Here is an 18,832-nt window from a genome sequence, read left to right as displayed (position 1 = left end):
AATTGATTCAACCAAATATTAACCGTTAGAAACATTTCATGTAACCTATGCGCTCTTTTTGAAAGGAGCAGGTCAGGGAATGAAAGTCGTAAAGTTACTGTTTGGCATCCTACTATTGAATATAGCCATAGGGATTAGCACGGCTATCGCAGCCCCAGACGACACTCCTCCCCCTTTTTACGCAGGTAAAACGCTGGCACATCCGATCATTTCGGGCGCACGCGACAGTAATGCCCTTCTGGTTTTCATTCAGGAAAATCAGGTGGTCAACGGCTATTACTGCTTCTGTAGCGAAGGGGATCACAGTGTCGATCACCTTCCCCACCTGCTCGGTACCTTCCCCGATTCCACCATCGAATCCGTGTTTTATGCCGATGTGGACAAGGCTGGTCAAATCACGCTGGTGTTGAGTAAAAGCCACGGCAAGTTCGCCCTGCGCAGTTGGCGTTATATTGAAGACGACGGCAGCTATATTCCGGTACTGAGTTTACAACCGGTTCTGGATAAGCTGGTACGCGAGAATAAAGACCTCAACTCAACGCTGGTGAAACGTGCCCTCGGCCAACTTCCGCCTTATGACTACAGCGCGCAGTACCCTACGTTCGATAATCAGGATTTCGATAACATCGACTTTACTCAGGGCAAGTTTGTCGGCTGGTATTTTGAGGATGGCATACCTTCCCATGCTGCGAAACAGCCAGCAGAAAATGTCTACGCCTATAAAAAAACGTTTGCGGAAAAAGACGGTTTATTTCTCACCGCGACGTTCAGCCGTGAGTCAGACAGCGCCACAGCCGAATTTCGTGTAACTGCCATCAGTTGGCAAGCTGATCCGGCTAAATTCAGCGGCAGCGAGAATGGGCCTTATGTCTATTACTCGAAGCAATATGGCTTAGTAAAAGGTTTTTTCCTCCATGGCATTCCTGACGGAAAATGGACCACCGTCGGTGAGAACTTCAGCAGTTCAGGTAGCTATATAGAGGGGCAACAGCAAGGACAGTGGACCATCAGCGATGAGCAAGAAACGGCCACTGGCTTGATGAAAAACGATAAGCGTGAAGGCCGCTGGGAGATAACCGACGGCGCGAATGGCAATACACCAGAGCTAAGTGGCTTCGATACTTACCTCAATGGTCAGCGTCATGGCCCAAGTGAGCGCCGTCTGGCGGGCGTGCTGCGCACGAAAGGCGATTATATTGATGACCAGCCTGAAGGCATGTGGATCACCGAAAACGGCGAAGGCCCGTTTGTGAAAGGCGTGGCTAACGGGATGTGGAAGCTAAACACGGCTGACGGCGAAATCCAACAGGTCGAACTGATCGCTGGTGTAAAGCAGGGAGAGCTGCGCTGGAGTGATAAGAAAGGCCATCTGACACAAATCATTCATTATAAAGATAATCTTCCTCACGGTGTGTACCAGAAATTCAACTCTGACGGAAAAATGGTGTATCAGGCTGACTATGTCATGGGGACGCTGAACGGCCGCGAAATCGAATATTACGACGATGGCACCACTTTGCGCGCCGATCGCGGCTACCGCAATGGCGAACTCGACGGCCCGTATATCTATAATTACCCCGACGGAAAACCGAAGTTCGTATCGACTTATGACCACGGTGATGAAGTCGGACTGATGCAGGAATTCACCGCCAGCGGTGTCAAAATTATCGAACGTAATTACTGCCCTCCGTCGATGAGTGGCCGCGGCTACTGCGGTAAACAGCAAACTTTCAACCCTGACGGTACGCCCCTCACCGAGGCCGATTATCTGTTCAACCGTCAGCAAACCAATAATACCTGGTATGCCAACGGTCAGCGTCAGGATGAAACGCGTATCGGCACCGATGACAGTTACACCCAAATCAGCTATTACCCTAACGGTCAGATGCAATGCATTAGCCGCGCTCAGGGTTTCAAACCGTTGGTGGTCGATGGTAAAGAGTACAAAGATTATCAGGGCGCGCTGCGTCAGGGAGAAAGCGGCTGTTATTACCCCGATGGCAAAGTCAAAAGCAGCGGAGTCTGGAAAGACGGCTGGCTGACCACAAAATGTGAAACACGTTTCGATGAGAATGGAAAGCAGACCGCCCCCGGCCCTAACGGTTGCGTATTTCCGAAATGGGAATACGAACGCTGATCTTTATGGATAGACTGCTATGAATACTTATATTCTTCTTGGCCTGGCCATCGTTGCAGAGGTAATTGGTACAACGATGATGAAATACTCTGAAGGGTTTAGCCGCCTATGGCCCTCCGTGGGAACCATTTCCTGCTATGCCGCCGCGTTCTATCTGCTTGCGCAGACACTGGCACACATCCCTACTGGGATAGCCTATGCCATCTGGTCAGGCGCAGGAATTGTGCTGATCAGTTTGCTGGGCTGGTTGGTCAGCGGACAGAAGCTGGATCTGCCCGCCATACTGGGGATGGGGCTGATTTGCGCGGGCGTGCTGGTGATTAATATCTTTTCGAAAGTGGCACCGCATTGAGTGAGGTTATGTGGAGGCTGGTGCTTTCCATTTCTGATTGCGTTCATACGGAAAGCCAAGCCTCTGGGATTGTGACATAGCACTATCCGGCCAAACGTTCGTACATAACAGTGAGTCGTGATTTTTATCGCCCCGTAGCGGCTATCAGAAAATCAATTAGGGCTTTCACTCTTTTCGTTTTGCCCGCGTTTTTCGGGTAATAGAGATAAACAAGCGGATAGGTTTTCCAGTAGCTTTCCATCACGGGTATAAATTGCTCCCGATCGGGCTGTAACCGCAAGATGGGTTCAAACAAGCGCCCAATCCCCAGCCCGTTACGGATACCGTCTGCCATGACGTCTATATCGTTGCTGATTAACTGCCCGGGCATCTCAACGGTCAACTGCTCCCCGTGGTCATTCAGGATCAGCGGAAGGATGCGGTTGTTGGTGATGAAACGATAGCCAATAAGCCGGTGATGGCTGAGATCGGCTGGCACCTCAGGCATACCATACTCGGCGAGATAGGCTGAGGACGCATATAATCCTTCACGAAACGGTTTCATTAACGGCCGTGCCACCACCCCACCCTCCAGAATATCGCCAAAACGAATACCCACGTCAAAACGCTCCTCGATAATATTCACGGTACCGTCATAGACAGAAATTTCCAGCTGTATGCCTGGGTATTGCTGACAAAACGCAGCCATTACAGGCTTAAGAATTAGCAGGTAGCTAAAGCGCGAGAGCGTAATTCTCACCACGCCGGAGGGTTCCTGATTCTGATCGCGAATACTTTCCAGCGATTTTTCCAGCGAATCCACCGCTGCGGCGGTTTGCTCCAGTAACTGTTGTCCGGTTTCTGTCAGCTCAATACGCCGGGTCGTGCGCAGAAAAAGCGGATGGCCAATGTGCTCTTCCAGCAACTTGAGCGCATTGCTGACAGAAGGCGGCGTGATTTCAAGCTTCCTGGCCGCTGACGATATATTTCCTTCACGCGCAATACTCTGAAAGATGCGTATCTGATTATAAAGAGCGTTATTCATAGCATTATCCTTAAGAAACTATCGCCTTATTATTAAGTACAGACTAAATATTCTTAAGTCAATGACCGTCTAATCTTCTCTGAATGAGGCTCTTATACTTTCGTCTCTTCCCACTGAAAACTGAGTACAGGAGACGATAATGCGAATTTTATGTCTGGATATCCCCACCCCTGGTGCGTCGCTGGAAAAATATGCGCCACACCTTACGGCTGAAGTACTACACGCCTGGGGGCTTTATAAATCCGGCTTCATCCGCGACATCTATTTCCGTCAGGACAGACCCGGCGTTGCCATTTTCCTCGAATGTGACACCGTTGAAGAAGCCAGTAACGCGATGGCCGAATTTCCACTGGCTGAAGCGGGTTTATTAACATTCGAGTGCATTCCTCTCGGCTCCTTCATGAACTGGGAAAATCTCTTCTCCGCTGAATTTAAAAATCAAAAGTGAGGAATGAATGAAACCCTCTGATAAACCAGTGCTGTGTGTGGTAACCAGCCATCCCCTCAAAGGCGCATCCGGCGTACCGACCGGTTTCTACATGGCGGAGCTGGCGCATCCGCTAAACGTTCTCGAAGAGGCTGGCCTGAAAACGGTGATCGCCAGCATCCGTGGGGGACAGCCGCCGTTGGATGGATTTGACCTCAGCGATCCCATTAATGCCAGATTCTGGAACGAAACTGATTTTCAGCATCGTCTGGCGACAACACGTCCGTTATCAGAAATTAATGGTGCCGATTACAGCGCTATTTTCTTAGCGGGCGGGCATGGCACCATGTGGGATTTCCGCGACAGTCTGGACGCCCAGCGCATAATCCGTGAAGTGTATGAAAGTAATGGGATTGTCTCAGCCGTCTGCCACGGGCCTGCGGCACTGATTGACGCAAAACTCAGTAGCGGGGAATACCTGGTAAAAGGGAAAAACGTGGCTGCCTTTACCAATAAGGAAGAAGAAGAAGTTCAGACCACGCATGTGGTTCCCTTTCTGCTGGAAACAGCACTTCGCGAGCATGGCGCGCTTCATCATGAAGCCCCAAACTGGTCTGAAAACGTGATTACCGACGAACGCCTTATTACAGGGCAAAACCCCGCTTCAGCGCACGGTGTGGGCATGGCACTGGTGAATGCGCTCCGCCAGCAAGCTTGAGGCTGCATGAAGCAATTCATCTTTCTATTTCCCCCCTTTACTTACCCTCTTTGGCTGGTGAAGAAAGCAGCGTTCCGGCCTTTTTTAAGGAGATGAATATGAAAATACTCCCCCCAATTGCACTGGGCACATGGTCCTGGGGCACAGGCTTTGCTGGCGGCGATACCGTCTTCGGCAATCATCTTTCTGATACTCAGATGGCAGAGGTGTTCACCACAGCCATGAGTAAGGGTCTTAATCTCTGGGATACCGCCGCGGTATATGGGATGGGGAGTTCCGAAGCAGCGCTGGGAGCCTTAGTCCGTCAGTTTCCCCGCGAGGACATGATTTTATCAACCAAATTCACACCGCAAATTGCCGACGAACAGTCAGCACAGCCCGTCAGCGACATGCTTGAGGCAAGCCTCGGGCGCCTTGGTGTGGAAGAGATTGATATCTACTGGATCCATAATCCTCTCGACGTCGAGAAATGGACACCCGGACTGATCCCACTCCTACAAAGCGGTAAGGTAAAACAAGTCGGTGTATCCAACCACAATCTGACACAAATCAGACGCGCCAACGAGATCCTTAACGCCTCCGGTTATGCCATCAGTGCGGTGCAGAATCACTACAGCCTGCTCTATCGTGCCTCTGAAGAGGCAGGGATCCTTGACTATTGCCAACAAAATCACATCACGTTCTTTGCTTATATGGTCCTGGAGCAGGGCGCGCTGAGTGGTCGTTACGATTCAAATCACCCGATGCCTAACGGGAGTGGCCGGGCCGAAAGCTATAACGCTGTGCTTCCGCAAATTGAAAAACTGACCGCCGCCATGAAAGAAATAGGAGCAGAAAGGAAAGCCAGCGTTGCGCAAATAGCCATTGCATGGGCTATCGCGAAAGGCGCCCTTCCGCTCATTGGCGCGACTAAAGTCCATCACGTTCTGGATGCGGCCGGCGCTGCTGAGATCCAATTACACGATGCGGAAATCATTTTGCTGGAGCAACTTGCCACAGAGACTGGTGTGGATACGCGCGGCGCCTGGGAAAAACCGATGGTGTAAACAGAGTCCAGACAGTCTGTCATGAATAACACACATGTACGGACTGCGATTTAGGGCACGCCATTATGCCCTTTGCACTTGAGCAGGCGCCTCAGGGATATGGATGAGGCGGGAATTACGATGCAGGTTCTCTCTGTGGCGGATTCCCTCAACTGGTACCCGCGTATGAAGCGGTAAGGTTAAACCGGGCGGCAAACGATCGCCTTGCCGCCGCAGTAAGGAATTACCCGGATCGCTTCACGGCATTACGGCATAGTTCTTCGTGTTCATTACGACTGAACACTATTAGATCCAAGAATTGATTATTAGTTTTTGCCTAACATTGATTGAGCCTTTACTGCTCTAAAAAAAATAATGCTGTGACTTTATACTGGGTTAACTATCTATCAATACTGCTTAACTTATTGAAATGAAGAATATCCTTATCGTTTCCGGACATCCTGATCTTAACCATTCCGTCGCCAACGCCACCATCCTTGACGAAGTGGCGACCGCCCTGCCCGACGCTGAAATTCGTCGTCTGGACTGGCTCTATCCGGACGGCAATTTCAACATCGGTGCGGAGCAGGAAAGCCTGCTAAAGGCCGATGTGATTGTCTGGCAGTTCCCCTTTTCCTGGTATGGACTCCCGGGGCTAATGAAACAGTGGCTGGACGAGGTGTTTGTCCACGGCTTCGCGCATGGCTCAACGGCGAAACTGGGCGGTAAAAAACTGCTCCTCTCCTTCACAACGGGGGCACCGCAGGAGCTTTATACCGCTGACGGTTTCTTTGGCAACGCCATTGAGGAGTACCTCATCCCGTTCGAGACGACGGCAAGGCTGTGCAAGCTTGACATGCTGACGCCGGTTTATACCTGCGGTATTAGCTACGCCGACAGGGATGCCGAAAAAATCGCCCAGCAAAAAACGCTTGCCCGGGAGCATGCGTCAAGGCTTGTCGACCTGCTTCACACCATTGGTGAATAAAGCAAAAGGAGAATAAAGATGCAGTATATCCGGCTAGGAAAAAGTGACTTACTTGTCTCCCGCATCTGCATGGGATGTATGGGGTTTGGCGATCCGTCGACAGGCCAGCATCGCTGGACGCTGGACGAAACGGAAAGCCGGAACATCATTCGCTACGGCTTGGAAAAGGGCATCAATTTTTACGATACCGCTATCGCCTACCAAAACGGCTCAAGTGAACGGTACGTTGGCCGGGCACTGCGTGATATGGCAAAGCGCGATGACGTGGTGCTGGCTACAAAGTTTCTTCCGCGAACCCCTGTGCAAATTGCCGAGGGTATCAGTGGAAAGCAGGCAATAACCCGCTCGCTTGACATGAGCCTGCAGAATCTTGGTACGGACTACATAGACCTCTACATCTGCCATATCTGGGATTACAACACTCCCGTCATTGAGGTGCTTGAAGCCCTGCATGCCGCCGTCACCGCTGGCAAGGTGCGCGCTATTGGCATTTCAAACTGCTATGCATGGCAGTTGGCCAAGGCGAACGCTCTAGCAGAGCGCGAAGGGCTGACGACCTTTGTTTCTGTTCAGAGTCACTACAACCTGATAATGCGTGAAGATGAACGAGAACTCTTCGGACTGTGCGCTGAAGATGGCATCGCGTTGACGCCCTATAGCGCACTGGCCAGCGGGCGTCTAGCACGTCGGGAAGGCAACACGCGGCGAGCCACGGAGGATGACTATGCGCGCGGGAAGTACGACCGCACGGCAGAACAGGATCGGGTCATTATCGAGCGGGTAGCCGATCTTGCCGATCAACATCAGGTGTCCATGACGGAAATCTCGCTCGCATGGTTACTGACAAAAGTAACCTCCCCTGTGGTCGGCGCCACGCAAAAACATCATGTTGACGATGCGGTAAACGCCGTGAACCTTCAACTGAGCCCGGAAGAAATCGGATATCTGGAAGCGTGCTATCAGCCGCATTTTCATACTGGAATCATGGCGCAAAACACACCGCAGACCAAAGATGCTAAGCAGGTCTGGACGCGGTAGCCGTTATTCAATTTCATGAAATGTAATTCGGAGGACGGATGATTTATAAAACAGCGGTAGCCTGTCTGGTCGCGTTTACTGGGTTCGCTTCAGCACTGGCGGCAACGCCTGCTTATTACATCGCGGAGTTTCAGGCAACCGATCGTGAAGCTATAAAACCCTACAGCGCTCAGGTTGAGTCAACCTTCAGGCCCTTTGGAGATCAGCTGCCTTCCTATCAACGTCAACTGATAGAGCGTCTTAAACAGTAATTGGCCGAAACGTACACATTAATTTCAGTAAAAGGTTAACGTGAAAAATAGTCTCATGATTTTAATTTGCATGCTAATAAGCAGCCCTATTTTTGCAAAAAATCCGGACACGCAGGACAAGCCCGTGATGAATATCTTTGAGATTAGCATCAGGCCCGATCGGGACAGGCATTTTGATGAGGTTGCCAGACAAACGATTTCTGCCTCGGTTGATCATGAAGCGGGCACGCTGGCGATGTACGCCCTGAAACGCAGTGACAATGCGCATCAGGCATACATGGTCGAACTCTACGAAAACGATAGTGCCTACCGCAAACATCTGGATGCCGCTCCGTACAAGGCATTCGCTGCTCATGCACCTGACATTATTGATCAGAAGCAGAAAATCACCCTGGTACCACAATTTCTGGGGGACAAACACATCATACCGGATGAGCGGACCATCAATAATCTGGTGGTAGTCGAGGTAAAGCCTGAATTTCAGACAGCATTCAAAAACATTGTCCTTCCCGAAATGGCGCAGTCGCTCAGAGTAGAAAAGGGAGTGTTTGCCATGTATGCCGCGACAGACACAAAGAATCTCCATCGCTGGTATTTCTATGAGATTTACGCCAGTGAGGAAGATTATCAACTGCACAGACAAACGCCACACTTTAGGGATTATCTCAAGCAAACGGCGCATATGAGCGCCCGTAAGGAGTCTATTCCTGTCAAACCGGTATTTCTCCGTAACAAAGGCGGAATCAAATAAGGGGATTCGTACTTAACCATCCGTACCGTTGACCAATGAGGATTAACATGAAAAGCGTGATTGCAGCGGCGGCCATATCGCTTGTTCTTTCTGATTTTGCTAACGCTGAGGAAAAAAGAGGTGAAGCTATGATGAAAGTTGAACCTTCAGCCCTTTCGGAAGCTGATATCCGTTCTGTCTCACCGGCACTGGCGCGCTTTAGCCGTGAAGCTATTACTGAAGATCTCTGGACACGCGATGCCCTCTCGCCTCGGGAGCGTAGTATGGTGACCATCGCCATGCTAATTGCTCGAAACCAGACTGCCGAGCTGAAGCACTATTTAGAAGTTGCCCTCAATAGTGGCGTTACGCCAGCAGAATTATCAGAGATCATTACTCATTTGGCGTTCTATGCCGGATGGCCGAATGCAATGGCAGCCGTCAGCGTTACCAAAGCGGTTTTTGAGGCTCGTGGCGTCAGGGCAGACGCACTTCCTGAAGCCTCTCCAGCGCTGCTTCCTCTTAATAAAGAGGCAGAAAAGCAGCGCTCAGAAACGGTGGAAAAAAATGTGGGCCCCATTTCGCCCGGGCTGGTTAAATTCACCGCTGATCCATTATTCCTGGATCTCTGGCAAAGACCTGCACTTAAGCCCCGCGACAGAAGTCTGATCACGGTCAGCGCGTTAATCGCATCCGGACAAAGCGCACAGATTGGCTATCACCTTAACAGAGCGATGGATAATGGCCTTTCAGTTGAAGAAGCGGGTGAAGTCGTTACCCAGGCGGCGTTCTACGCTGGCTGGCCAAACGAATTTACCGCGGTCCCAGTTGTCGGTGAGGTATTACGCAATCGGTCACCCATCAAAGGGTAAAACCAACAGGAAGGGCCGGCTTTCAGTGGCTCCTTCCGTATCTTTTTTCCTCAGACAATTTCCTGCCTCTTCACACAGAAAAGTGTGGGTAAAACCAAGGTATTACACCTTAACCACCTGCCCGCAGATGATTCTCTCTTCGCGATGTCAGCGACGTCCGTTTCTGGCACACAGGGGACAAGCACGTGACGCTGAAGGTCTGCTGAGAGCGAGGAGCGGACTTAACCGTGGTATGTTAGGCAACATATAACTGAAAACTTAAAAAGGATGTCATTTCCAGTGAAAGTGAACAATTGCCAGACCTGTGTCCAGCCAATGAGCAAAACACCAGATTTTGATTGTGGTGGAAATTGTTTAACTTGCATGGCTTCGCATGGCGTTCCAGACACAATAGAGGCCATTGAGAGTCTTACTGACGAGAAAGTTGATGTCCATAGATGTTCATATCGTTCCCGTAATGCTGAAGGTCAGTGATCAACGGGATGGGGACATAATAGTTCAGGCCTAAAGTGGTATGAGAATATGCATCTATATAAATCAATTAGGTTTTATTTAGTTGATTAAAATCAATGTTTTTATAACTAATTGTCTTGAGCATCTACAACTTTCGACATTATACTAATACCTAATAAATTCCATTTAAAATAGACAAAATAAATGAGTTTTGTTTTTTTTATTTCCGCAGGGCAACTGAAAACAAAGAAAGGGAAAAGTGTTTCCAATCAGAGGAATATGTACCTCAATTATGGGCTTCTTTCTTTAGCCACTGTTGTAAATAATGCTGGCTATAATTCTCTTGTTTTTCATGGCAACTTCACATCGCCAGTCGAATTCTTTGATATATTAATTTCGAATGGGTTATTAAAAACACAGCATCCTGTTTATATATCTATACCAAGCTACTACGCTTTAACGTGGACAAAAGAACTTACTTTTCTCATAAGACAGAAAATAAATAATAAAATCTTCATTGGAGGCCGTTGGGTAATTGATGGTGATGAAGATAGTTTAAAGGCTGAACTCCCTTATGCGGATGAGATAATTACAGGCCTAGGTGAGAATAAAATCCTTACAACCCTTACAAATATAGTTGACAATAATGACTATAGCCATCACGCCCTTAATTATGCACTACTAAATGATCGCCAATATTATCAACCAAGCATTGAGGTTTCCAGAGGTTGTGGCAAAGGTTGTGTTTTTTGCCAAGAAAAAGATGAGCCATTAAAAGAATTAAAATCACCAGAATGGATTTTGAAAGAATATAATGAGTTATTGCTCGTGGATGATTTTAGAGTTATGACTCCTTATTTCGAAGCCTCTCTGTTTACGCCTACAGAAGAATGGTTGAAAAAACTAATCAACGCCCGTAATAAACATCAAAAATTTTTCTTTTGGCGAGCTGAATGCCGAGTTGACTCCCTGCCAAACAGGATTATCCCGCTAATGGCTGAAGCTGGAATGGGCGTAATAGATCTTGGCCTAGAGAGTGCCTGTCTAGAGCAGTTACGCAAGATGAATAAATCACCAAGACCAGAAAATTATTTAGAACGTGCATCCAGTTTGTTGAAACTTTGTCATGAGCATAAAATAAAAACCAAAGTGAATATTATGTTTTATGCTGGGGAAAATGAAACCACCATAGCTGAAACTCGTAATTGGTTAAACGCACACAGGGAATATATTTACGGTGTTTCGTGTGGTGTGGTATCTGCATTTGGCTGGGATCACAACAAACAGAAATTCATTGACGATCTTTGTCAACTTGGTGCATCCATCTGTCATGAAGAGAGTTTTCTCGGCGTTACAAATTTTAATCTTAGTAACACATTGACCTATCACCAAGCCGTAGATGAAGCAAAAAAACTTTCTAAAGAGTTTATGACGATGGAGCAGTTTTTTAATTTAAAAGCATTCTCTTACTATCCACGAAATTACACATTTGAGCAATTTAAAAAAGAAGTTTCGATTGAACAAGGTAGTTATAGTTTTAGGTGTGATTAATCACCCGCAACTTCAATACTCCACTATTGATGGTTGGCAGCACCTGATACATTCTCGGGCTATGTACGTCCGTTTCTGGCTGTGAGTTCAGACAGTGTTGCCAGACAGCTCAACGAGAGGCCGAGAAAAACGCTAGACTATGAATCACCCGCAGAGCGGTTCAATAGTGTGTTGCATCCATCGGTTGAACTCACAGCACTAACCAGCCCACAAGTTGTGGCACTGTCTGAAATGAACTGTGAGTTACTTACAGACTACAATCAGCGAATATGAATTATTTTTAAGCGGTTATACCGATTTAAAATAAATATCGAATTTGTCGCTATGCAAATTACCTTTGTAGTATTTAACATTTGAGTCAGGAATGATACTGTTTACCAAATGTATATCTGACATATCTACCTTGCATCCAAAATAGACCGAAGTTAAAGCAGCTGGACAAGGATGTAATTCATTACCTTGCTCAACTATATGCCTCCACTCCTGTTCGCATTCCCAATTTTTAGATTTTGTGTGTAATATTCTTATTTTATTAGATAACGAATATTCTTCATTTAAAATTGAAGGCGCATTTATCGAAGGATAATTATCATTGTAACTCATAGGCTTGGTTTTTTCATTGTCTGCTAATGCTGTATTATGAAGGCGTTCAAATTCTAAGCACATACCTTTATGTTCAGAAGCATAATGCGACCACATCAGTAAGCTCTTATTACTACTTGATAATGAAAGAATACCTAACCTTTCTATACCTTTCTATACCTTTCTCGAAGTTACGCAAAAGCTCGTCAAGAGATCTTTTACTAAAAACCATCGCATCAGACATGTCTTCATGAAAAATAGCAGATGATTTTTTAGAGTCCATTTCCTGTTCGAATACATACTTCTTTCCCCTGACACTAAATTTAGTGTCAAAAGGATCATTAAATTCTGCCGATTTTGAGTACCAAATTTTCCGTTGCGCAAGAGCACTCAATTGATTCTTACCAATAGGGCAGTACCTGAATAGAGATGTAATTTCAGGATGTATCACTCGCGTTCTCATATTGTCTTCATTATCAATGAAGCAACTTTAGCATCTGAAACACCAGTACTAAATCTATCATTACAATCAATGCATTAGTGGGTTCGCACATGAAAAAAAATGCATTTAGACTTACATTCTTCAAACATACGAACTGGGTTCATTGTCGTAGTACATTAGTCCTTTTGAATTAGGTTAATAATGTCCGCTGCTGGCACACAGCAGACAAACACGTGACGCTGAAGGACTGCAGAGAGCGAAGAGTGGAAGTTCAAAATTGTTCTCTCAGTTGATGGAGAAATTACTAACATTGCAGTGTGTTAATCAACGGGGAGCAGGTCACGGTTTCCCTTGTTAATATCTTCAAGCAGCGAGAATGGCAGAATGCTGACGAAGATGATTTTGGAAAAGTTCTGCATAATCTGATGATACCGCGGCTTTTACGCTTTCCCTTTTCGCAAGTGCGGCTTTCCATGCGGAAGTACGCGGAAGTCCCTCAAAAATCGCCTCAGATACTGATGCATCGATGATGGAGAAGTAACGAAAAATAGGAGCGTAGACCGCATCAACCATACTGAATTCGGCACCAGAGAAATAAGGCCCTAAGCTCAATTCAGATTCAATACGTTCAAGCTGCTCACGGAACACCGCGCGTTTGCTGTCTGCAATGACCTGATCAGTCGCATTTAAAAATTGCCATGCATTTCCAAGCATTGATGTAGAGAACTCGATCCATGCGCGCTGTCTGGCTCTTACTAATGCATCGTCAACATACATCGGATCACCGTCTTGCGTTTCATTAAGGTACTCGCAGATCACCATGCTCTCGAAAATAATGGCATCTTCGCCGTTTGCCTGACGCACTTTAAGTAGCGGCACCTTGCCAGTGGGCGACAGAGCAAGAAACCAATCAGGCTTCGCCGATAAGTCTACATTTACGCGTTCAAATGACACATTTTTTTCCAGAAGAACGATCGCTGAACGCTGCACAAAGGGACATAGTGGGTGGCTAATAAGTGTTAGGTCATGGGTAGACATCTCAAACTCCAGATAAAATGATAGCTCGCCGCCATAAAAGATGGCGGCTTGATGAACTGTAAATCTTATTTTGGTGGCTTAGATTGAAACGCCGCCGTCGATGATGATTTCTGAACCCACGGTCCAGGCAGACTCATCAGATGCAAAGTAAAGTACCGCTTGCGCGACTTCTTGAGGTTTACCAAAACGACCTGCTGGGATGGTTGCAACGATCTCTTTCATCACTTGATCATGATATTCCACTGGAATCCCCGCCTTATCGTAAAGCGGTGTATCAACAGGGCCAGGGCTCACTGCGTTGATACGGATCCCACGAGAAAGTAACTCGTTAGAAAGTGTTTTTGACATGTTCAGCAATGCCGCTTTGGTTGAGCCATAAACGGAAGAGTTCTCAGGTCCGGTGTGAGCATTTATAGACGTATTAAAGACCACTGATGCAGAGCTTGCGAACACTGGCAGCAGCGCCTGCATTAGGAAGTAAGGACCTTTAACGTTGATATCATAAATGCGATCGAACATCTCTTCTGTCCATACCTCGATTGGCATATACATTGATATACCCGCATTCAGGAAAGCGATATCCAGTTCACCAAAGTGTTCCTTAACCGTTTGAGCCAGCGCTTTCTGTGCGTTCACATCAGCGGAATCAGCGCTCACTACCAACACATCATTACCCAGTTCCACTTTCGCCTTTGCGATAGAATCCGGGTTAACACCAGTAACAATTACGCGTGCACCTTCTGCAACAAACAGCTTCGCTGTTTCAAGACCAATACCACTTGTTCCACCAGTAATCAGTGCGCGTTTACCTTGTAATCTAGACATGTAAAAATCTCCTGTTAGTTTTAACAACCGATCGGCGAATGACCGATTTGATAGCCACTATAAACTCATGCTCATATAGTGATAAGATTGTATTTTTAAATATGTTTCATGCATTAAAAGCATAAATGGGTTTTAGGATGGATAGATTACTTTTGATGACATGCTTTGTGCGTACCGCTGAAACAGGCAGCTTTTCCGCAGCCGGTAGGGATTTAGGCTTAGGGCAACCGAACGTGAGTCGTCATGTTGCAACCCTCGAAGAGCATTTGCAGACCCGATTACTTCACAGATCAACCCGCAAGCTTTCCCTAACTCCTGAAGGAGAACGTTATTATTTGGAAGCAAGGCGTATTCTGGAAGCCGTCGAAGAGTCAGAGTCTTCTTTCAGAGAAAATGTTACACCCACAGGGCTATTACGCGTTGCTTGCCCCACAGCATTGGCTCACACATTCTTAGTCCCGCACATCCCAGATTTTTTAGAACGCTACCCTGAGCTAACACTCGAACTACAGATTAATGACCGCTATATCAATCTCGTTGATGAAGGGGCTGAGCTGGCAATCCGCATTGGACACCTGGAGGACAGTGCTATGCGTGTCCGCAGACTTGGCATGTATGAGCGAGTCTGTGTTGCCAGTAACAAGTACTTAGCTAAACACGGAACCCCTACTACCCCAGAGGATTTAAAAAAGCATGATTGTTTGATCTATACCTTGCTAACAACGGGAGCTACCTGGAGATTTCAGGATATCAATGTGCCTATTTCTGGTCGGCTCAGGGTCAATTCACCAGAAGCAGTACAGAAATTTGTCAATGCAGGGGTTGGGATCGCACAGGGCCCAGAATGGCTGTTCGAGGAGGGACTGGAAAATGGCAACTTACAATTATTGCTGACTGATTACACTGCGCCGCCCGTTCCCATTCAAGCCGTTTATGTTGCTAATCGACTTTTACCAAAACGGGCGATTGTGTTCATGGATTTTGTTGCTGAAATTTTTGAAAAAAATCCCGCCTTCAAAGTTTACAACTCAATGAAATGAGCCTGAGGTGTCTGTTAAACCCATGGCGATTCACACCTTCGGGAGTTCAGACGGTTTGAAGCCGCGAAAATGCATCACGCCTGGGCGTTACGTTACGACCAGGATGGAACCGGGAATATGTGGCAAGATCACAGCCGCGATAGCGTACCCTAGATGCCACCGTGCGCGGCGATGAACATCGCGACGGCCGACCGACAATAAGATTCGATTTCGTTGTCATCCTCTGCTCTGGCCTCATCGAAGCGCGCGATCATCAGAAGGTCGGAGCCTTTGAAAAGCGCGGCAAACAAGCGAGCGGACTGGAGAGGATCGGGAACGTTCAGAAGCGCCTTCGCGTGCAACTGACGCAAAAGGGCCTCGATTTGGGCGATGACATGAGCAGGGCCGGCTTCGTAATGGAGCTTGCTTAACGACTTTTGATTCGTCTTGTCGGCCATGACCATGGCTTCGACACTACTAACGTCTGATCTCAACAGCGTGCGAAGCAGTAATGATCCCACCGCCATCAGTTGATCTTCAACCGAACCGTCGACGCCTTCAAGAAGAGCCTGTGGTGCAAACAACTGATGACACCCGGCCACGATAGCCGCACTGAACAGCGCCTCCTTGTTATCGAAGTGCCGATAGATGCTGAGCTTGGATATCTTCGCTCGCTGGGCGATTTTGTCCAATGTCGTCGCTTGAAATCCCAATTCCACAAAGAGTTCGGACGCGGCGTCGACAATTGTTTGGCCAAGCGCCTCGTTGACGGGCCGACCCCGCCGAGTCTGGCTGTTTTTATTGGTCACGAAAATACAGTCCTTGACAGTATCCTAATTCATTAATTAGGATACCACGTAGTTTTATAAATATGCAAGGTGCGCCAGGCCGAGCCCATATCCCTCCATCCAAAACACGGAGCCCATCACCATGAATGACGTCATCATCATAGGCGGCAGCTTTGCCGGCCTCGCCGCCGCCCTGCAGCTTGGACGTGCCCGTCGCAAGGTCACAGTCCTCGACACTGGCCGACAGCGCAATCGCTTTGCCAACCATTCGCATGGTGTGCTTGGCCACGATCACAAACCGCCGCTGGACATCCTGGTCGAGGCACGGCAGCAGTTGGCGCGCTATCCAACGATCAGGCTGGTCAATGCGCGGGCCGAGAGCGTGTCCGGCACCATCGACGATTTCTGCGTCGTCACTGACGATAACGAAAGCCTGAGGGCGCGACGCCTGATCCTGAGCTATGGCGTTGCTGACCAGATGCCTGATATTCCTGGCTTTGCTGAAGGCTGGGGTACGTCCATCATACCCTGCCCCTATTGCGACGGCTTTGAAATCGCCGACCAGCATTGGGGCCTCGTCTGGTCTGGCCCACAGTCGCACAATCAGGTCAGGCTCTTCCATGACTGGACCGACAGGTTGACTGTCTTCGGCAATGGTCACGACATCACCCCCGACATACGCGCCGATCTGGTGGCCCGTCAGGTCCCTCTCGTTGATGGCCGGATCACCGAAATCGCACGTCACGGAAGCCATAGTGCCACCATCAAGATCGATACCGGCCCCGATGTCGCAGTCGATGTCCTATTCGCGCATCCGCGTAACAGGCCGTCCGCAAGCCTTCATGACACACTGGGCCTCGCCACGGTCAATACGCCAACCGGCATCGCCCTCAAGACCGACGAGCGCCGCGAAACCAGCATGCCAGGCATCTACGCCGCCGGTGACCTTGCCAACCCCGGCATCCCCTCGGTCACCACAGCAACATGGCAAGGCGCGATGGCGGGTATCTTCGCCCAGCAGTCGATGCTGAGCTGAGAAACCTCACGTCGGAGTAATACCTTTTCTGACGAGATATCGCTATCAAGCCAAAAAGAAACGAGCGTCTCTCGCCCAGCATTGACATCATTAATGACACTGACTTCCAACGTCCGTTTCGGACAAAGCAGTCTGCCAGACTAGGTATGACGCGGAGCAACGAAAGTGTCCACTCAACGGGATCGCGTCGCTGACGGTTCGGAAGACGGGCATGGGCATCGGAGGGGAAGCATTATCGCCAAAAAACGAGTTATTAGGGTGCCTGCGATTGGGCACCCTAAGTCGGGCGTGGCATCAGTGCTACAGAAAAACTCCACTGCTTATCGCCACGAAACCCGACTATTGCTTATATTGGAATACGTATAGCTGCCACAGAAATATTGACCAGCAATAACAGTGATTAATAACGTTCCAACCAGTGAGCGTAAGGTGTTGGCAGCGTCCACGAGGCGCGATCGATGCCCAGTTCGCGTGCAGCCTGATAGCTCCAGTGCGGGTTCGCCAAATGTGCTTTTCCTACCATCACCAAATCCAACTGACCCGATGCCACAGCCTGCTCAGCCAATTCCGGCGTCCCGAAGCCCCACGCGGAGGACACAGGAAGATCGGCCTGTTCACGCACCTGCTGAGCAATCGGTCCCATAAAGGCTGGAGCCCACGGGATGTTAGCTTCCGGCGTAGAGAAACCAATGCTAACGCTCAGCATATCCAACCCTGCGGCTTTGAAGCGGCGCGTCAGTTCGATGGATTCTTGCAGCGTTTCTTCATCGCGGCCGTCAAATTCAATCACGCCGAAACGGGCAGTCAGCGGCAGGTGTTGTGGCCAAACGTCACGAACAGCAGCCAGCGTTTCCAGCAGGAAACGGCTACGGTTGTCAAAACTGCCGCCGTACTGATCGGTGCGTTTGTTGGAGTGAACGGAGAAGAAACTCTGTGCCAGATAGCCATGAGCAAAATGCAGCTCCAGCCATTCAAACCCAGCGTCCAAAGCACGGCGAGCGGCAGCGACAAAGTCATCACGGACGCGGGCGATATCTTCCAGCGTCATTTCTTGCGGCTGCTTAGGCAAATTCGCACCGAAAGGCACTGAGGAAGGAGCAATCGTCTGCCAACCGCTCGGGTCACCCGCGGGGATATGGTCATCACCTTCCCAAGGGATGTTAGCGCTGGCTTTGCGTCCAGCGTGTGCAATCTGAATACCCGGCACAGAGCCTGCATCCTTAATAGATTTGGCAACCTTGGCAAACGCCTGTGCCTGCTCATCGTTCCAAATTCCGGTACAGCGCGGAGAAATGCGACCTTCGGGAGCAACCGCCGTCGCTTCAACGATAACTAACCCTGCTCCACCGCGCGCCAGCGACGCATAATGCACTTCATGCCATTCGTTGATCAGGCCATCAGTCGCGGAATAGGTACACATCGGCGGAACGGCAATACGGTTACGTAACGTAATATCTTTCAGTTTGAAAGGCTGGAATAGTGCGGACATAACATTTCCTATTTCATCTGTTAATTTCGATAATTCGATATTAATCG

At 48.7% G+C, this 18,832-nt stretch carries 19 protein-coding genes; 13 read left to right on the top strand and 6 right to left on the bottom strand.

Going from position 1 to position 18,832, the window contains the following annotated elements; genetic code table 11:
- The first annotated feature begins 79 nt into the window (after nucleotides 1-79).
- On the top strand, nucleotides 80-2,137 hold the full coding sequence (locus tag DUT67_RS07685) for a hypothetical protein (protein ID WP_113626177.1): 2,058 nt from the start codon (nucleotides 80-82) through the stop codon (nucleotides 2,135-2,137).
- A 19-nt stretch (nucleotides 2,138-2,156) separates the two neighbouring features.
- Complete coding sequence (locus DUT67_RS07680; RefSeq protein WP_113626176.1) at nucleotides 2,157-2,489, top strand: EmrE family multidrug efflux SMR transporter; 333 nt, start codon at nucleotides 2,157-2,159, stop codon at nucleotides 2,487-2,489.
- 124 nt (nucleotides 2,490-2,613) lie between these two features.
- Here the strand turns inward: DUT67_RS07680 and DUT67_RS07675 are convergent, their stop codons facing one another.
- Nucleotides 2,614-3,513: a LysR family transcriptional regulator gene (locus DUT67_RS07675; RefSeq protein WP_048259527.1), complete on the bottom strand. Its 900-nt coding sequence runs from the start codon at nucleotides 3,511-3,513 to the stop codon at nucleotides 2,614-2,616.
- A gap of 139 nt (nucleotides 3,514-3,652) precedes the next feature.
- Between DUT67_RS07675 and DUT67_RS07670 the strand changes: the two genes are divergently transcribed.
- The 9 genes from DUT67_RS07670 (at nucleotide 3,653) to DUT67_RS07630 (ending at nucleotide 11,566) form a co-directional block, all read left to right on the top strand.
- A complete protein-coding gene (locus DUT67_RS07670) occupies nucleotides 3,653-3,961 on the top strand; it encodes a superoxide dismutase (RefSeq protein WP_113626175.1) in 309 nt (102 codons plus the stop codon).
- Nucleotides 3,962-3,968: 7 nt separating this feature from the next.
- Nucleotides 3,969-4,658 carry a type 1 glutamine amidotransferase domain-containing protein gene (locus tag DUT67_RS07665; RefSeq protein ID WP_113626174.1) on the top strand — a complete coding sequence of 230 codons (690 nt, stop codon included), beginning with the start codon at nucleotides 3,969-3,971 and terminating at the stop codon, nucleotides 4,656-4,658.
- A 98-nt stretch (nucleotides 4,659-4,756) separates the two neighbouring features.
- On the top strand, nucleotides 4,757-5,704 hold the full coding sequence (locus tag DUT67_RS07660; protein ID WP_113626173.1) for an aldo/keto reductase: 948 nt from the start codon (nucleotides 4,757-4,759) through the stop codon (nucleotides 5,702-5,704).
- 409 nt (nucleotides 5,705-6,113) lie between these two features.
- Entirely contained in the window at nucleotides 6,114-6,671 is a 558-nt protein-coding gene (locus DUT67_RS07655; protein ID WP_113626172.1) for an NAD(P)H-dependent oxidoreductase, read from the top strand.
- An 18-nt stretch (nucleotides 6,672-6,689) separates the two neighbouring features.
- Nucleotides 6,690-7,709 carry an aldo/keto reductase gene (locus DUT67_RS07650; RefSeq protein ID WP_113632561.1) on the top strand — a complete coding sequence of 340 codons (1,020 nt, stop codon included), beginning with the start codon at nucleotides 6,690-6,692 and terminating at the stop codon, nucleotides 7,707-7,709.
- Nucleotides 7,710-7,747: 38 nt separating this feature from the next.
- Nucleotides 7,748-7,960 (top strand): DUF1330 domain-containing protein, encoded by a 213-nt coding sequence (locus DUT67_RS07645; protein WP_048259521.1) that lies wholly within the window; start codon nucleotides 7,748-7,750, stop codon nucleotides 7,958-7,960.
- Between the two features lie 70 nt (nucleotides 7,961-8,030).
- A complete protein-coding gene (locus DUT67_RS07640) occupies nucleotides 8,031-8,711 on the top strand; it encodes an antibiotic biosynthesis monooxygenase family protein (protein ID WP_189339530.1) in 681 nt (226 codons plus the stop codon).
- 47 nt (nucleotides 8,712-8,758) lie between these two features.
- Complete coding sequence (locus DUT67_RS07635) at nucleotides 8,759-9,562, top strand: carboxymuconolactone decarboxylase family protein (protein ID WP_113632563.1); 804 nt, start codon at nucleotides 8,759-8,761, stop codon at nucleotides 9,560-9,562.
- A gap of 657 nt (nucleotides 9,563-10,219) precedes the next feature.
- Nucleotides 10,220-11,566, top strand: a complete 1,347-nt coding sequence (locus DUT67_RS07630; RefSeq protein WP_113632564.1) for a radical SAM protein — start codon at nucleotides 10,220-10,222, stop codon at nucleotides 11,564-11,566.
- A gap of 288 nt (nucleotides 11,567-11,854) precedes the next feature.
- Here DUT67_RS07630 and DUT67_RS07625 read toward each other — a convergent pair whose 3' ends face one another.
- The 3 genes from DUT67_RS07625 to DUT67_RS07615 all read right to left on the bottom strand — a co-directional run bounded on the left by DUT67_RS07625 (nucleotide 11,855) and on the right by DUT67_RS07615 (nucleotide 14,453).
- Nucleotides 11,855-12,265, bottom strand: coding sequence for a DUF2971 domain-containing protein (locus DUT67_RS07625; RefSeq protein WP_223254625.1), 411 nt, complete (start codon nucleotides 12,263-12,265; stop codon nucleotides 11,855-11,857).
- Between the two features lie 688 nt (nucleotides 12,266-12,953).
- Nucleotides 12,954-13,628: a glutathione S-transferase family protein gene (locus DUT67_RS07620; protein ID WP_113632566.1), complete on the bottom strand. Its 675-nt coding sequence runs from the start codon at nucleotides 13,626-13,628 to the stop codon at nucleotides 12,954-12,956.
- Between the two features lie 78 nt (nucleotides 13,629-13,706).
- Complete coding sequence (locus tag DUT67_RS07615) at nucleotides 13,707-14,453, bottom strand: SDR family oxidoreductase (protein WP_113632567.1); 747 nt, start codon at nucleotides 14,451-14,453, stop codon at nucleotides 13,707-13,709.
- Nucleotides 14,454-14,590: 137 nt separating this feature from the next.
- Between DUT67_RS07615 and DUT67_RS07610 the strand changes: the two genes are divergently transcribed.
- On the top strand, nucleotides 14,591-15,493 hold the full coding sequence (locus DUT67_RS07610) for a LysR family transcriptional regulator (protein WP_113632568.1): 903 nt from the start codon (nucleotides 14,591-14,593) through the stop codon (nucleotides 15,491-15,493).
- A gap of 149 nt (nucleotides 15,494-15,642) precedes the next feature.
- On the opposite strand, the gene DUT67_RS07605 is transcribed toward DUT67_RS07610, so the two are convergent.
- Nucleotides 15,643-16,281: a TetR/AcrR family transcriptional regulator gene (locus tag DUT67_RS07605; protein ID WP_113632569.1), complete on the bottom strand. Its 639-nt coding sequence runs from the start codon at nucleotides 16,279-16,281 to the stop codon at nucleotides 15,643-15,645.
- A gap of 121 nt (nucleotides 16,282-16,402) precedes the next feature.
- Between DUT67_RS07605 and DUT67_RS07600 the strand changes: the two genes are divergently transcribed.
- Complete coding sequence (locus tag DUT67_RS07600; protein ID WP_113632570.1) at nucleotides 16,403-17,296, top strand: NAD(P)/FAD-dependent oxidoreductase; 894 nt, start codon at nucleotides 16,403-16,405, stop codon at nucleotides 17,294-17,296.
- 400 nt (nucleotides 17,297-17,696) lie between these two features.
- Here the strand turns inward: DUT67_RS07600 and DUT67_RS07595 are convergent, their stop codons facing one another.
- Nucleotides 17,697-18,785: an NADH:flavin oxidoreductase/NADH oxidase gene (locus DUT67_RS07595; protein ID WP_048259512.1), complete on the bottom strand. Its 1,089-nt coding sequence runs from the start codon at nucleotides 18,783-18,785 to the stop codon at nucleotides 17,697-17,699.
- Nucleotides 18,786-18,832 lie beyond the last annotated feature (47 nt).

Source organism: Pectobacterium peruviense, assembly GCF_003312355.2.
Classification (GTDB): Bacteria; Pseudomonadota; Gammaproteobacteria; order Enterobacterales; family Enterobacteriaceae; genus Pectobacterium; species Pectobacterium peruviense.
This window is presented reverse-complemented; position numbering and strand designations above follow the sequence as displayed.